The sequence below is a fragment of the Paenibacillus sp. IHBB 10380 genome (assembly GCF_000949425.1).
Lineage (GTDB): Bacteria > Bacillota > Bacilli > Paenibacillales > Paenibacillaceae > Paenibacillus_AQ.
This window is the reverse complement of record NZ_CP010976.1, coordinates 2,339,147-2,354,502: the sequence shown is the minus strand read 5'-3', so window position 1 is coordinate 2,354,502 and position 15,356 is coordinate 2,339,147. Positions and strand designations below refer to the sequence as shown.

Here is a 15,356-nt window from a genome sequence, read left to right as displayed (position 1 = left end):
TCAGGCGTGAATGCTAGTTTGGATGAAGTCATTCCATTAACTATTTTAGGCTTACATAGTTTTAAGGTTTATGTAAGGTTTAAATTAATGGGGTGTAAGGCTTGAGGATTATAATAGCTTTAACAGGAGGTATTACAATTACATGAAACCAATTTTACAAGCGATAAATGTGCAAAAAGCATTTGGTGTCAAAGGCAATGTATACAAAGCGTTGGAAGATATTAATTTAGAGATTCAAGAAGGTGAATTTGTTGGGATCATGGGCCCATCGGGTGCCGGAAAATCAACATTACTCAATATTTTATCAACCATTGATATGCCCTCATCAGGCGATATCATTATCGATGATCAGAATATTATCCAAATGACAGAGGCGCAATTGTCAGATTTCCGCCGCAACAAGCTGGGCTTTATTTTCCAAGATTACAACTTACTTGATACGTTAACAGTAAAAGAAAACATTGTGCTTCCGCTTGCCTTGTCCAAGGTACCTGCAAAGGAAATCGAGGAACGCGTCAATGTAGTGGCTGATACATTTGGGATTCGGGAAATTCTAAATAAATATCCCTACCATATATCAGGTGGTCAAAAACAACGAACAGCAGCTTCTCGTGCGATTGTTGCAAATCCAAGCTTAATTCTAGCTGATGAGCCGACAGGTGCACTGGATTCGAAATCTGCTACAAATTTACTCGAAAGTTTAAGCACATTAAACGAAAATAACAAATCAACCATTATGATGGTAACTCACGATGTATATGCAGCAAGCTTCTGTAAACGAGTGCTATTCATTAAAGATGGCAGCCTTTTTACAGAAATTCATAAAGGACAGATGCTACGCAAGGAGTTCTTTCGCAAAATATTAGATATCCTCGCTTCGCTCGGAGGTGGAGATCATGACGTTATTTAGCATTGCTAGAAAAACGATCCGGCAAAATTTCAGTAACTATTTTCTATACTTTGCATCGATGATATTTAGCATTGTGATTTACTTTGTATTCGTGTCATTGAAGTATGATCAGACGATTCAGGCGACTTCTGACACATCCCCAAAAATCAACTCCGTATTTAGCGGGGCGGCCGTCGTTTTAATCATTTTCGTAGCTGTTTTTATTTGGTATTCCAATTCCTTCTTTACACGGAAACGTAAAAAAGAAGTTGGACTGTACTCTCTACTCGGTGTACGTAAGAAGCAAATAGGTCGCATGCTTTTTTATGAAAACTTCATCATGGGATGTTTGGCTCTTATTGTGGGAATTCTGTTGGGTTCTGTATTGTCGAAGTTTTTTGTGGTGATTTTAATGAAGATCATGGGTTATGATGCCATTGCGAATTTCACCATTTCATTAGAAGCGATCATGAACACGATTATTGTATTTACTATTATTACGCTCATTACATCGTTTCAAGGATATCGATTAATTTACCGTTTTAAATTAATTGAACTATTTCATGCAGATAAAGAAGGTGACCAAGAACCAAAAACCTCTTTTATCATAGCTCTGCTATCCATTATATTAATCGGAATCGGTTATTGGCTCGCGTTACAGAACGCGCTAGATTCAGAGATATGGAGAACAATGGGGTTCATGGTTACTCCGCTCGTCATTTTAATTACAGTGATACTAGGTACGTATCTCTTATTTAGTAGTTTAACTGTTTATTTATTAAAGGTTTCAAGAAAGAATAAAAAGAAATATTGGAACGGAATTAACTTAATCGGGACATCTCAGCTTCTATTTAGGATCAAAGGTAATGCACGTACACTGACAATTATCGCAGTGTTAAGTGCAACGACATTAACAGCCGTTGGAACAGCTTATAGTTTGTATTACAACAACAGAAGTAATGTGGAGATGGCTGACCCGAGCAGCATAATGTTTATTGCGGGAGATAACAACGTAGCAAACAAAGTAAATGATATGATTTCAAACAGTAAAAACCATGACATGATCTATCATGAGGCGATTTCGACACTTCAAATAGAGGCAGACGTAACCAATCTAGATAGTAAATTCTATATTGATGAAATGATCTATACTGTGGTTTCAAACCGTGATTTTAATAAAATAGCTAAAGTGCAAGGAAGAAATGATGTGCTTTCACTAAAAGCAAATGAAGCAGCAGTATTAGATGCCGCGTACACGAAAGGGATGTCGCCTGAGTATGTCGGTTCAACGATTTCTGTAAAGGTAAATGACCGTGATGAGAATATTACATTTAAGAATTTGAAGAAGTATAATATCCTCAATCATTACACTGCAGGTACTGCTATTGTTGTCAGTGATGAGTTGTTTTCGGGTTTAGAAAAAGAAATAAAACGAGAAAATATGGACTTGTATAAAATCACAAATGAAGATGATGCTGAGCAATTAACAAAAGACATTCGAGCGATTATGCCGGATAAAGCAAGGCTTTCTAGCTTCTATGCAGATTATGCTGCCGGTTTAGAATCAACAGGCTTAATGATTTTCATGGGCGGGTTTTTAGGGTTAGTATTCCTTACTGCTACAGGAAGCATTATCTACTTCAAACAATTAACAGAAGCGAACTCAGATAAAGAGCGTTATGAAATTTTACACAAAATCGGTGTGAATAAAAAGGAAGTACGATTAGCTATTGCCAAACAAATGTTATTCATCTTTGGTTTGCCTTTGCTTGCAGGAATAGCCCATTGTGCAGTGGCACTAACCGCTTTATCGAGATTGTTACAAATCAGCTTAGTTATTCCAGTGATGATCTGTATGGGAGTGTACACATGTATTTACATCGTGTATTACTTTGTAACAGTAAATGCTTACTACAAAACAGTGACGAAAACAAAATAGTATAGTGAAGGAGACAAACAATGAAAAAGGTAATCCTAGTTGTATTTCTTGTAGTGGTGCTTGGCGCTTTCATTTTTATGCAAAATGTGAATCTAAACAGAATAGGTACAGACAATTATTATGTTCAAATTAAAGGGATGGGTGAGAAGATAGAAAGCAAATCAGATAGTGGTGAGAAATTCGTAACTTATGAATACACCTTACCTGCCTTTAATGAAGATGGAATAGAACAAACATTTACTTTTACAAGTAACAAGCAACTTCGTGAGGAAGCTTATTTAAATTTATTTGTGAAAGACGATAAAAAAGTCAAGTCCTATAAAGAAGTGAAAATAGAAGACATTTCTAACAAAGCTAAGGAAAAATTAAAGTGAATCCATCCATTTATCAAAAAGAAAGAATTATTTCATTAGATATTATTCGCGGTTTGGCACTGGCGATTCATGACATATGGGAAAAATGGAAGAGTCAGAAAAATAATAAAATGAAATTCACTCTATAGCGAAGCATAGTTAAAAGTGAAGGACTTAGTTATCGATTAAAGATAACTAAGTCTTTTTTCATTATGAAACAACATCTAAAACGTGCTGTCATTTCGAATTTTATGGTTTAAACTGACGTATCTATGCTATATACTTACTAACACAGAGGAATTTGGGCGAAGGAGTTATGACATGTCACTAAAAAATACTAAGGTATTAATTATAGATGATGAAGAAGACATTTTAAGAATTTTAAAAACAGTTTTAACAAAAGAAGGAATAGATAATATCTATACTTCAACAACAGTGAGTGACGGATTTATACAATTCCAGCAAAAAAAGCCTGATATTGTGTTGCTGGATATTATGCTGCCTGATGGAGAAGGTTATGACGTTTGTAAACAAATCAGAAGTATCTCTAACGTACCCATTCTGTTCTTATCCGCAAAAACAGAGGAAATTGACAAAATTTTAGGATTTGCTATTGGTGGTGATGACTATATTGTAAAGCCATTTAGCCCCAAAGAAGTGGCTTATCGTGTAAAAGCACAATTACGTAGAGCTGATTATATCCAGGCTGATAAGGAAGAAGACACTCTATTGAAAGCAGGTCCCTTCGAATTAAATGAACAAAGGGCAGAATTAAAAAAGAATGGTGAAAACATTGAACTAAGGCCAAAAGAACTTGGCTTGATATCGTATCTTCTTAAGAACGCGAATCGAATTATTAGCAAAGAAAGCCTCTGCGACCATGTGTGGGGGGAAGATTTTATAGGCTTTGATAATACGGTTATGGTACACATTCGGAGATTAAGGGAGAAAATTGAGGAACAGCCTTCAAACCCTCAATATCTAATTACAGTAAAAGGCTTAGGATATAAACTTGTTATAAGGGACGAATAATCCATGAAATGGTGGTTAACTGGAAGATATTTATTATCCGTTGTGTTGGTAGTCATACTAGTGCTTATTATAAATATTGTGATTGTATTGGGTTTGCTCGTCGCCCAGGCTGTATCTCAGAAGCCTTCTTTTCAAACTAGAGAGATATCTGCAGAAGCATTTACGACAGGGTTCCGTCATTATATAGCGATGGCTAATAATCAGGTGACAATCACCGAAAAAGGAAAAAAAGAGCTTGAAGCCAATAAGGCCTGGATACAAATATTAGACGAAAACGGCAAGGAAATATACGGTTATAGATTGCCAGAAGAGATAAAGAAAAAATATACGCCATTAGAAGCGATTCAAATGTACAAATATAAGGAAATTGATGGACAAACCACCGTTTTTGTAAGTGGAAAAGAAATGAATCAAAAAAACTACAGTTTTTTTATTGGAATTGAAGATCCTAATATCGGTAAATATGTCTTGTCATATGATTATCGGAACATCTTCCATATGTTCAAAGTAGGCAGCCTCATTTTTATAATTATTGATGGATTTATTGCTTTATTGATCGGATATTTATTCAGTAAAAGGCTTACCAAGCCATTAAACTCGTTGATTGACGGGATCAAAAGGTTGGCCAATAAAGAATACAATATAAATTATGAACCTAAAGGAATCTACAAAGAAGTTTTTTACAATGTTAATTATTTGTCAAATGAGCTAAGAGTGAGCGAAAATGAGCGAAAAAAACTGGATAAAATGAAGGAAGAGTGGATTTCGAATATCTCTCATGATATTAAAACGCCGTTAGCTTCCATCTTAGGTTATGCCGAAATGATGAAAGATGCAGAATATCAATTTTCAATAGAAGAAATGATGGAATATGCTGAAATCATTGAGAGTAAATCACTATATATGAATGAGGTTATCGAGGATTTAAACTTATCTACAAGATTGAAAAACAAAGAATTGTCTTTAAATAAAAAGACGGTTAATATGGTGACTCTTCTGCGGAATATGGTGATTGATATTTTGAATGACGCCAAGTATTCCGATAGACACATTGAATTTCAGTGTGATCAAGAAACGATTGCAATAGATGTTGATGAGATCTTCATTCGGAGAGCAATAAGTAATCTGATCTATAACGCGATTGTTCATAATGATAGCAATGTAAATATTGTTGTCCGTATTGAAAAGAAGGAACAGATACACATCATCATTCAAGATGATGGAAAAGGCATACAGAAAAAAGAGTTGGAAAGAATTTTTGATCGGTATTATCGGGGAACAAACACCGGGGAGTTACATAAAGGCTCCGGTCTTGGTATGGCTATTGCAAATGATGTTATTCGGGTACACAATGGAGAAATTAAAATCAACAGTATAGTGGGTTACGGAACAACGATTGAAATCGTATTATAAAAGAAGCGTAGGAGCAAATCGAATCATGTATTGTTCCATTTAATATCAAAAAAAGCAGGCGATAGTTGAAGTGCTCCCTGTCAAGTGGACAGTGTAAAAAACAAAAATAGTTAGACCTCGATTCCTCGGCTGGTTTGAACAGAGCTGAGGTTTTTTGTTATACAGTTCGGCGGTATTCATTAGGTGACAAACCACCCAAACACTCTGTATAGCGGTAGTTGTTGTAATAGCGAATATATTCGCTAACGTCTTTAAAGACGTCTTCATAGGTGTGAAACTTTGTAAGATAATAGCTTTCTGATTTGTAAGTACCCCAAAATCGTTCAATAGGTTGGTTGTCCAAGCATCGGCTCACACGAGACATGCTTTTCATATATCCATATTTTACGTGGAGTCGATTATACTCATGAGATGTGTACTGGAAGCCTCTGTCGCTTTGGAGGAGTGGGGTTACACTGGGATTCTTCTTGTAAGCCTTCTTCAGCGTATCCATCACGAGTTTATTGTTGTTGGAATGGCTTAATACCCATGAAACAATGGCGTTATCGTATACATCGATAATAGCGCTTAAATAGGCCTTGCGACCATTCCCATACTTCAACTCGGTGACATCCGTACACCACTTTGAATTAGGAGAATTGGCATCAAAGTTACGTTTCATTACATTTTCAACGACATGGATTTCAGAGGCTTTCACGTAGCTCGGCCGTTCCCTACGGATGACTGCTTTGAGTCCAAGAGCACGCATGATTCGATAATAGCGTTTTTTGTTGTAAGTCTTTTTGAGTTTTCGGTTTAGCTGAGTACGCATTTGACGATACCCAAGTATCCCTTTTCGCTTGTCATAACGAAGCTTCACTTCTTTAGCTAGCGCATGAATTTCAAGTTCCCTGGCAGATGGCGTCCAGTTTAACCACTTGTAATAGGCAGATCGAGCAACCCCTGCTAACGCACACAACTTCGTAATTGCGTAACCTTTTTCTTTGTTCAGTTCTTGAATCGCATGATACAAGTCTACTTGTCGAACGAGGGTTAGCGTGTATTTCGTTGCTTGATCTGTGCCAACTTTTTTGCGAAGGAGTTCTCCATCTCCAGGTATTCGTTCCGAGCTTCTAATTGCTTGATCCGTAGCTTAAGACGTTCATGCTCATCTAGTTCCTCTACAGGCTTTTTGCGACCGCGATTGTCCTTGAGAGCATCCTCACTGCCTCCTTGATATTTCCGAACCCATGCGTACACTTGCTGATAGGATACATCGTACTTTGCGATCGCTTTCTGATAATCCAAATCATTAGCGATGGTATATTGTGCAATTTCAATGCGTTCTTCAAAAGATGTTTTACGTCCATTATTCATATGAGATAGTCCCTTTCCTTTACGAGTAGGTTTCAATTCTATCTCACTAGTATACTTGGAAATCCAATTCCTCAGGACACTTGTACTTGAAATATGGTACTTTTTTGTTACCGCTGATAAGGAGTAATGACCAGACAATAACTCTTTAATAGCAGCAAGCTTCGCTTTCTTTGAGTATGTTTTCCATGTCTTTGATTCCTTTAGCCCTTCCAAACCATCTGCCTTATATTTTCTTATCCAATCCGTGACGGTTCCCTTACTTACCCCGAGCTGTTTTGCTTCATAGTTTGGATTTGACTTATGCCCAAGACACCGCTGAACGGCGTGTAATTTTACTTCTAAAGAAGTAGGACTTCTTTTAGACATTAGAAAAACTCCCATCATTGTAGTAGTAGAAGGTTTGTTTTTTTCTACTGTCTACTATGATGGGAGCGTATCAAGTTCAACCTGCTTTTTTCGATGTATTTTATGAAGAGTACTTATTCGGCTGAAATGGATTGATCAGAATGCCTTTTACCATATATCCGATACAAGAGTAATCCGAATAACATCCCTACAAAAGACATGGCTGAGAGGGACAAATACAGCGTTTTGCCACCAAAGGCTTCATACACGGCCCCACCAACATAAGAGGCGATGATGCTGGATACACCGAAGAATAATAACGCCAGCACCGTTTGACCAGTGGCACGCCATTCCTCAGGTACGATACGGTACAGGTATTGAATAGCTGCTGAATAGAACACCGGAAAGGTAAGCAGTTGAAGAACCTGTATGTAGGCTAGTAAATGTGGATCGGTAATCCAAGCTGAGAGAAAGAAGCGCATAAAGTAAAAAGCGCCAGAAATGGAGACGATCAAGAGTTCTTTACCTGGGCGTAGCCACCAGAAGCTTAGAGCGAATACGATAATTTCGCTACCTGCTGCTAGAAAAAAGGATTGTCCGACCAGCTCGGTACTTCCTCCAAGCTCACGGATGTACACACCAAGAAAAGTGTCATTCATACGAGCTGGAACGGAGCTTATGAATACGAGTACTAGAAACAGTAGCGTTTCGCGATTACTCAAGAAATTCTTGAGACCGTCTACCGTTACCGGTTTGGCAGTGACCGGCGCATCCGGAATTCGAAGATTAATGATAAAGCAGCAGATCCCAATACCAGCAAAGAGCAATGCTAAGCTGTAAGCTCCGAAATAAGACATAAAGTAACCGGTAATAAGCGACATCACGCCATAACCGAGTGCTCCGTATGTACGAATGGAACCATAGCTAATGCCCATTCCCTCAGATACACGAAAGTTCAAACTTTCTGTGAGCGGATCGATTGGCATCAGGAAGAAATACACCAGCATAGCAAACAAAATAAGCATTCCATAGCTTGTGGAGTTAAATAAGAAATAACCGGCTATAGTAGCACCTACAAGTAGAAACAAGACCACTTTACGAATGGTTTTGGTTCGATCACTGATCATCCCCCATAGAGGCTGAGCGAGGATCGTAATGAAACCTCCTGTACCTACAATGAATCCGATTTGTGAGGGGCTCAATCCTTGATCATCTAAAAAGACCGGAAGGAAGGGAATAAATAAGGCAAGCAGAGCAAAGTACAAAAGATTAAACATTCTTAAGGGTGCTGCTGAATTCATGAATTTGTGTCCTTTACATATTTGACGTCAGTTGTCTATTACAGCCTTGTTATTGTATCATGCTTCATTAGATTCATGAAGCATGATATATGAAGCGTGAGGTAGATCCTCCATTGTTATTACCCTAATGAATCTCCAAGCCACATTGTACATATATGTTACACTTGAATGAAGTAATTAAAGTGAACTGTAAGGAGATAAATGACAATGAAGCTAGTATCGTGGAATGTGAATGGTTTAAGAGCATGTGTAACGAAAGGATTCAATGACTATTTTGAAGAAATGGATGCAGATATATTCTGTGTTCAAGAGACGAAGCTACAGGAAGGACAAATTAACCTTGAACTAGGAGAAAAATATACTCAATATTGGAATTACGCGGTGAAGAAAGGGTATTCGGGAACTGCTATTTTTACAAGGATTAAACCTCTTTCAGTACGATATGGCTTGGAGGAAGATGAAGAACCAGAGGGACGGATCATTACGCTGGAATTTGATACCTTCTATCTCGTGAATGTATATACGCCAAATGCTAAACGTGATCTAACAAGGCTTCCGTATAGACTGGAATGGGAAGATCGCTTTCTAAGTTACCTGCAACAATTGGATGATCAAAAGCCTGTTATTATATGTGGTGATTTGAACGTTGCCCATCAAGAAATAGATTTGAAGAATCCTAAATCGAATCTCACAAATTCAGGATTCACCCCAGAAGAACGGAATAAGATGACTAGACTGCTAGATGCTGGATTTATCGATACGTTTAGATATTTCTATCCTGAACAGACAGATGCGTATAGCTGGTGGTCCTATATGGCAAAGGTTAGAGAACGGAATATTGGTTGGAGAATTGACTATTTCCTTGTTTCTTCAAGACTGAATCCCTTCTTATTGGATGCACAAATTGATTGTAAGATCATGGGCAGTGATCATTGTCCCATTATTCTTAATATTGAAGATATTACGGCAGAGTTGTAATTATTCATCGCATGTTTGTTAAACACAGATATTGAAGATCTATCCTTTGAGTACAATTAGCATATTTGAAATATGTTCCATTTGGTGTTAAGTTGGTTTTGGTAGAATTATTGTTAAGAAGGAAGAGGGGCAGATCATGATTGCTTTAATTATTGGTTGTGAGATCGCATTCTGGGTATTTGTCCTAGCTGGATTAGCGTGTCGTTACATTTTTCGCTTAAAAAAGACAGGGGCCTTATTACTTTACTTCACTCCTATAATCGACTTGATTCTTCTAATTGTAACGGTAGTTCATTTACAGGAGGGGGCAGAGGCTAGTTTGGCTCATGGTATTGCAGCGGTCTATATCGGAGTTTCGATAGGATTTGGTCATTCCATGATTCGGTGGACTGATGTTCGGTTTGCCCATAAGTTCGCGGGTGGTCCTTCTCCGCAGAAACGAGTCAAATTTGGCAAAGAGCATGCCCGAGACGAACGACATGGTTGGTTCCGTCACTTTCTTTCATGGGCGATCGGATGCGTTATTTTGTATGGAATGATATTTATGGTGAATGTGGACAGTCGTACGTTAGTGCTGTTTCAGATGATGCGTGTATGGTCAGTTGTGTTAGGTATTGATTTTCTGATTAGCTTCAGTTACACATTATGGCCTCGACACAAAAAAATAACGAAGGATCATTCCGTATCCTCAGAATAGCAGTGAAAAAGGGCCGCGTCCAACGTGGCTTTTTCTACGCGCACCTACTACAAATAGTCACGCTTGAATAGGAAAAAAGAGCTTTCTGCTAGCTACGAGTAACATCAAGTGTAGGATGCTTCTATCCAATTGAAAACGGAGGTGTGAGCCTGGCAAAGTCCCCTGCTAAGCTTGCAAGGGGTCTCCATTTATCGATAGCTACTTTATAGTTCCCTGCATAGGCGGCCGAATCAATTTGTACACGGAGCACTTTTCCAAGCACAAGATGATCTCCACCTACTGGAATAATCCGATCTAGCTTCAGCTCAAACGCAATCGGCGCTTCCAGCACGGCGGGTACATCTACAAGCTCACATGACTTTTGGGTGACGCCCGCAAGCTCAAACTCATTTTTCGCAGGCTCGACACTAGCGGATGAACGCAACATCGCTTCGCCCAGTGGCTCTGAGACAACATTAATGACGTATTCTCCCACTTCGCGAATATTTGTGAGTGTATCCTTTACTGTACCCTCTCGTTCGTCCACGCCAGTTCCTATTGAAATCAATAGCGTTGGCGGGTTTCTTGATGCAACTGTAAAAAAACTGAATGGTGCTAAATTAACAACATCATCCTTACTTTTTGAAGAAACCCATGCGATAGGTCTGGGTACAACGGATCCGATCATCAGCTTGTACATTTCCAGCTCGCTCAAGTCACTCGTGTTAAATGTGAGTCCATGAAGCTGTGGCATATCCATCCTCCTTCGATAAAATTTGATCAAGTGAACAGTGAATGCCATAATTGTATGATATTCTACTTATTTTAGTAGGTAGCCATCTCTAAGTATAAACTCGAACATTCTAAAATCCAGTATGCACTTTTGGGTTAGATACTTACCTCGAGGAGAGTGATTTCATTGAATCAACAGACCCAAATGGTTAAGCCACAAGTCATACCAACTCCATTTGACTACACATTATCCATAATCGGAGGAAAGTGGAAGATGAGAATCATGTACCAATTAACGTGTGAGAAAGTGATGCGTTATGGTGAATTAAAAAATCAGCTGCCAGCGATTACCCATAAGGTATTAAGCTCTCAATTAAGTGAGTTAGAATGCAATGGCATCGTAAATAGAGTAGAATATCAACAAATCCCTCCGAAAGTGGAGTATTCTTTAACTCCAAGAGGTAGAACATTGATGCCGATATTAGAGGGAATGTGCAAATGGGGCGTAGAAAATCAATAAGGGATAAATGTATAATGAAGACTGCATAATCAAATCAAATCAAATGAAGTGAGTTGGATTATAAATGGATAGTGAGAAACAACGCTTAAGTATTGAAGCGGCAAGACTTTATTATCAATCTGATTATAGTCAGCAGCAAATTGCTTCCCAATTGGGCTTATCAAGGCCAACGGTTTCTAGATTACTACAACATGCCAAAGAAAAAGGATATGTAAGGATAGATATTATTGACCCCCGTGAAGACTTGGATATCTTAGCCAGTGAGCTGAAGAAGCGATTTCAATTAGACACGGTTCAATTATGTTATTCACCACTAAATGATTACGAGGAAATTAAAAAACATATCAGTAAAAAAGCGGCTGAATTTATTCATGGAACCGTGCAGGATGGAGATATTATCGGTGTAACTTGGGGCACAACCATGCACGAGGTAGCTCTTCAATTGCAATCTAAACCATTAAAAGCAGTGGAAGTGGTCCAATTAAAGGGGGGCGTGAGCCATTCTCAAGTAAATACGTACGCAGCTGAAATTGTGAATTTGTTTGCGGAAGCATTTCAGACCATTGCGCGGTATTTACCCTTACCTGTTATATTTGATAGCGTTGAGGTTAAGAGCATGGTAGAGGAAGACCGTCATATTGGACGAATCATTGATCTGGGCAAACAAGCGAATATTGCGGTCTTTACGGTTGGAACTGTGAAGGAGGATGCGCTACTCTTCCGTCTAGGTTACTTTAATGAAGAAGAGAAGGAGTTGCTTGGACGTACTGGGGTAGCTGATATCTGTTCACGGTTCTTTGACGCAAAGGGGAAAATATGTAGTGAAGAAATCAATAACCGTACGGTAGGAATAAATCTTTCCGATCTGAGAAACAAGGAAAAATCTATTCTAGTAGCGGGAGGGCAACGGAAAATTGGAGCGATTCATGCTGCGCTTGCAGGTAAGTACGCGAATATATTAATTACGGATCAATTTACTGCACAAGCTTTATTAAGATAATGGATCATTAGGACTTTGCTTGAATGAATAGAAGATCGTAAGTGGCAGCAACGCCTCCTTGTATGCTGAACTTATCTTCATATTCCTCATACATGCTGGTGAACAATCGCCGCGGACTGAGGTCACGTATCGCCTGGGCTTCTGAAGTACTAGCACCCATCGCTTTAACCGAAAGAAGAAAATCTCTCGCGGTAGGATACTTTTCTGTTTGGATCGAACCTTCACATTGAATATTAGAAAATCCTGTTTCCTCTAGCAAGTTGTTCCACTGCGTTATCGATTGAAAAGACAATCCATGCCGTCGTGGTTCCATTCCGCTGGCTCGATACACCTGATTAAACGCCTGATGCAGCTCGCAGAATGTATCAGGACCGAATGTAGTAAAGATCAACAAACCACCAGAACGAAGAATCCGTCGAAGTTGGCTTAGCGTAGTCCGAGGATTACTTAACCATTGAAAACAGGCGTTGGAGACGATGAGATCGAACGAGTCCGTCTCTGCCTCAGCCGCCCACATTTCAACATCGGCTTGAAGAAATCGTAAACGATCCGTTGCACTTTGTCGGGTATTCAAATGTTTTGTTACAGTGGATAAGACACGTTGTTCAGCCTGTTCGATCATCGCGGATGCAATGTCAAGCGCGGTAATGCTAGCGTTAGGCCACTCATTTACAAGCATTTCGGTTAGAGCACCCGTACCACAGCCAATCTCAAGAATGTTGGGCTCATCTGTGAAGCCTTTATTCTTCCATCCTATGAGAGATTCAGTAAGCCGATCTGCCATAGTACGTTGAATATGGGCTTGTGCATCATACGAACGTGCATGACGGTTAAATTGACGTTGAATTGCACTATTTTTACTGTTCATGCCACCATCTCCTCAGTTCATCTGCTATGTGTGCTTCCCTTCCCAAAAACGGTACATGCCCGCTTGCGGGTATTGTAAGTAATTCTGCTTGAGGCAATTGTGCTGTAAGCTCTGACGCAGCGCCGTAAGGACAAATCTTATCGTCAGTACCGTGAACAAGAAGCACCGGACAATCGATCATGGATAGTTGAGACAAGTATTCCTCATTTCGCAAAATCTGAAGACCCGTGATTAGTGCCGGGGTTGTCCAGCTACCGATTGGAGGAAGAATTTCACCAAGATCGGTTTTCCATTCTTCCTCAGTTAAAACAAGCTGTCGAAATTCGGTTTCAACGGCTTGTCGGTCCTTCGTAAGCCCTCTAATCATTCGCCTAACGTATGTATCGGCCCAGCCAAGGTCTAACTCCTGTTTTGAACGGGTAAAACGGGCTGTTGCAGCCAACAACACAAGACCATCAGCGAAATCTTGGATTGCTAGTCTCAGCGCTAGTAATCCACCGAGCGACCAGCCTCCGATCAATAGTGGGCCACGGTTTGTCTTACAAGTAGTTCCACCCGAAGAAAGGAAATTTCTTGCCGCTGTTTCAGTAAGGAGTACCATTTTCTCTGGAGAATCGGCATCGCTGTAGTCTACAGAAATATGATAAAAATCCGGCAGTAACAAGCGAAGTCGATCAAATACCGTATCCGGCATGCTCCATCCGGTCAACCACAAAATAGTGCCGCTTGTCTCTACCTTGATATTCATAGGATGCTTATCTGATGCATTCATAGACTCAGCACTCCTAATTGATGTCCAATGGCGCGGATTTGCGCGACGGCATCAGTTAGCTCTCTATCCGTATGAGCAGCTGACAATGTGAAACGGATTTGCGCAGTTCCATCAGGAACAGTAGGTGGGCGGATGGCCACGGATGCGATACCTGACGCTTCAAGAGCCTCACTGAAGCGTAAAGTTTTAGCATTATCGCCTATAATCAGAGGTACGATAGGAGAGTCGCCAGTACCTATTTGGAAACCGGCGGTGCAAAGAGCGGACCGAAATACCTTGCTTGCTACGGATATCCTTTCTCTGCGCCAGTGTTCGACTTGTACCAATAGTAATGCCTTTGAAATCCCAGCTACGATAGCTGGAGGCAGCGCGGTTGAATAGATGAGCGGTCTGGCCTTGTTCACCAGCCACTGAATGAGCATGCGACTGCCACAGATATAGGCACCATAGACGCCGAACGATTTGCTGAATGTACCCATATGAATATCCACATTATTCTGCAGCCCAAGCTCATGGCACAATCCCTCGCCACGCATGCCATAGATCCCACCGCTGTGTGCTTCATCCACCATCAATAGGGCTCCATACTCCTGTTTAATTCTGACGAGTTCCTGCAAACGAGCCTGATCGCCATCCATGGAAAAGACAGCGTCGGTTACGATCAGCTTTCTCCGTTTATTACTATGTTTATTTAATAATGCGCGCAGATGTTCCATATCGTTATGACGATACCGGGCATGTTCAGCGCGGCTCAATACAATGCCGTCAACAATGCTTGCATGATTCATCTGATCGCTGAGTACAACATCATCCCGACCTACAAGTGCACCAATAACACCAACATTAGCCATATAACCGTTTGCAAATACAAGCGCTGCTTCACAGTTTTGCCATTCGGCCAGCGCTGCTTCCAGACGACTATAAAGGGGGCTATTTCCAGTCACAAGCCGCGAGGCGCCAGCGCCAACTCCTTCCTTGAGTAGTGTCTCACGCATCACTTCTATGATCGCAGGATGCTGTGCAAGTCCAAGATAGTCATTAGAAGACAGGTTGAGGAGCAATCGCTCTCCACGAAACGTATATCCTGGGGATTCGGAGACTGGGGAACTATCATGCAAGGAACGCTTCATGGAGGTATTAGCCAATAACTCAAGTTCTTTTTCTATCCATTTCATGCTTGTC

General features: G+C 40.0%; 16 protein-coding genes. 9 read left to right on the top strand and 7 right to left on the bottom strand.

Annotation, left to right across the window (positions count from 1 at the left end; genetic code table 11):
• The first annotated feature begins 142 nt into the window (after positions 1–142).
• From UB51_RS10085 to UB51_RS10065, 5 genes are all read left to right on the top strand, one after another.
• Positions 143–910, top strand: coding sequence for an ABC transporter ATP-binding protein (locus tag UB51_RS10085; RefSeq protein ID WP_044877189.1), 768 nt, complete (start codon positions 143–145; stop codon positions 908–910).
• Positions 897–2,828 (top strand): FtsX-like permease family protein, encoded by a 1,932-nt coding sequence (locus UB51_RS10080; RefSeq protein WP_044877188.1) that lies wholly within the window; start codon positions 897–899, stop codon positions 2,826–2,828. Before UB51_RS10085 ends, UB51_RS10080 begins: the two co-directional genes overlap by 14 nt.
• A gap of 20 nt (positions 2,829–2,848) precedes the next feature.
• Complete coding sequence (locus tag UB51_RS10075; RefSeq protein ID WP_044877187.1) at positions 2,849–3,202, top strand: YxeA family protein; 354 nt, start codon at positions 2,849–2,851, stop codon at positions 3,200–3,202.
• Positions 3,203–3,502: 300 nt separating this feature from the next.
• A complete protein-coding gene (locus UB51_RS10070; RefSeq protein WP_044877186.1) occupies positions 3,503–4,213 on the top strand; it encodes a response regulator transcription factor in 711 nt (236 codons plus the stop codon).
• A gap of 3 nt (positions 4,214–4,216) precedes the next feature.
• The gene (locus UB51_RS10065) at positions 4,217–5,626 is read left to right on the top strand and encodes a sensor histidine kinase (protein ID WP_044877185.1); all 1,410 of its coding nucleotides are present in this window, start codon (positions 4,217–4,219) and stop codon (positions 5,624–5,626) included.
• A gap of 157 nt (positions 5,627–5,783) precedes the next feature.
• On the opposite strand, the gene UB51_RS10060 is transcribed toward UB51_RS10065, so the two are convergent.
• From UB51_RS10060 to UB51_RS10050, 3 genes are all read right to left on the bottom strand, one after another.
• Positions 5,784–6,725: an IS3 family transposase gene (locus UB51_RS10060; protein WP_267884751.1), complete on the bottom strand. Its 942-nt coding sequence runs from the start codon at positions 6,723–6,725 to the stop codon at positions 5,784–5,786.
• Positions 6,659–7,348 carry a helix-turn-helix domain-containing protein gene (locus UB51_RS10055; protein ID WP_044876000.1) on the bottom strand — a complete coding sequence of 230 codons (690 nt, stop codon included), beginning with the start codon at positions 7,346–7,348 and terminating at the stop codon, positions 6,659–6,661. Before UB51_RS10055 ends, UB51_RS10060 begins: the two co-directional genes overlap by 67 nt.
• Positions 7,349–7,461: 113 nt before the next feature.
• Entirely contained in the window at positions 7,462–8,628 is a 1,167-nt protein-coding gene (locus UB51_RS10050) for an MFS transporter (RefSeq protein ID WP_044877184.1), read from the bottom strand.
• Positions 8,629–8,835: 207 nt separating this feature from the next.
• Between UB51_RS10050 and UB51_RS10045 the strand changes: the two genes are divergently transcribed.
• Together UB51_RS10045 and UB51_RS10040 are read left to right on the top strand one after the other, a co-directional pair.
• Positions 8,836–9,606 (top strand): exodeoxyribonuclease III, encoded by a 771-nt coding sequence (locus UB51_RS10045; protein ID WP_044877183.1) that lies wholly within the window; start codon positions 8,836–8,838, stop codon positions 9,604–9,606.
• A 136-nt stretch (positions 9,607–9,742) separates the two neighbouring features.
• Positions 9,743–10,303 carry a hypothetical protein gene (locus UB51_RS10040; protein WP_234405596.1) on the top strand — a complete coding sequence of 187 codons (561 nt, stop codon included), beginning with the start codon at positions 9,743–9,745 and terminating at the stop codon, positions 10,301–10,303.
• A gap of 121 nt (positions 10,304–10,424) precedes the next feature.
• On the opposite strand, the gene UB51_RS10035 is transcribed toward UB51_RS10040, so the two are convergent.
• Positions 10,425–11,036 (bottom strand): flavin reductase family protein, encoded by a 612-nt coding sequence (locus UB51_RS10035; protein ID WP_044877181.1) that lies wholly within the window; start codon positions 11,034–11,036, stop codon positions 10,425–10,427.
• A gap of 183 nt (positions 11,037–11,219) precedes the next feature.
• Here UB51_RS10035 and UB51_RS10030 point away from each other — a divergent pair, with 183 nt between their 5' ends.
• The gene (locus tag UB51_RS10030) at positions 11,220–11,534 is read left to right on the top strand and encodes a winged helix-turn-helix transcriptional regulator (protein ID WP_082063297.1); all 315 of its coding nucleotides are present in this window, start codon (positions 11,220–11,222) and stop codon (positions 11,532–11,534) included.
• A gap of 64 nt (positions 11,535–11,598) precedes the next feature.
• Positions 11,599–12,534 (top strand): DNA-binding transcriptional repressor DeoR, encoded by a 936-nt coding sequence (locus UB51_RS10025; protein WP_044877180.1) that lies wholly within the window; start codon positions 11,599–11,601, stop codon positions 12,532–12,534.
• 7 nt (positions 12,535–12,541) lie between these two features.
• Here UB51_RS10025 and bioC read toward each other — a convergent pair whose 3' ends face one another.
• The 3 genes from bioC to bioF are packed head-to-tail and all read right to left on the bottom strand — an operon-like array spanning position 12,542 to position 15,349.
• Positions 12,542–13,402 carry a malonyl-ACP O-methyltransferase BioC gene (gene bioC, locus UB51_RS10020; RefSeq protein WP_044877179.1) on the bottom strand — a complete coding sequence of 287 codons (861 nt, stop codon included), beginning with the start codon at positions 13,400–13,402 and terminating at the stop codon, positions 12,542–12,544.
• Complete coding sequence (locus tag UB51_RS10015; protein ID WP_234405595.1) at positions 13,392–14,174, bottom strand: alpha/beta fold hydrolase; 783 nt, start codon at positions 14,172–14,174, stop codon at positions 13,392–13,394. Before UB51_RS10015 ends, bioC begins: the two co-directional genes overlap by 11 nt.
• Positions 14,171–15,349, bottom strand: coding sequence for an 8-amino-7-oxononanoate synthase (gene bioF, locus UB51_RS10010; RefSeq protein ID WP_044877178.1), 1,179 nt, complete (start codon positions 15,347–15,349; stop codon positions 14,171–14,173). The genes UB51_RS10015 and bioF overlap by 4 nt, the downstream gene beginning before the upstream one ends.
• Positions 15,350–15,356: the final 7 nt, after the last annotated feature.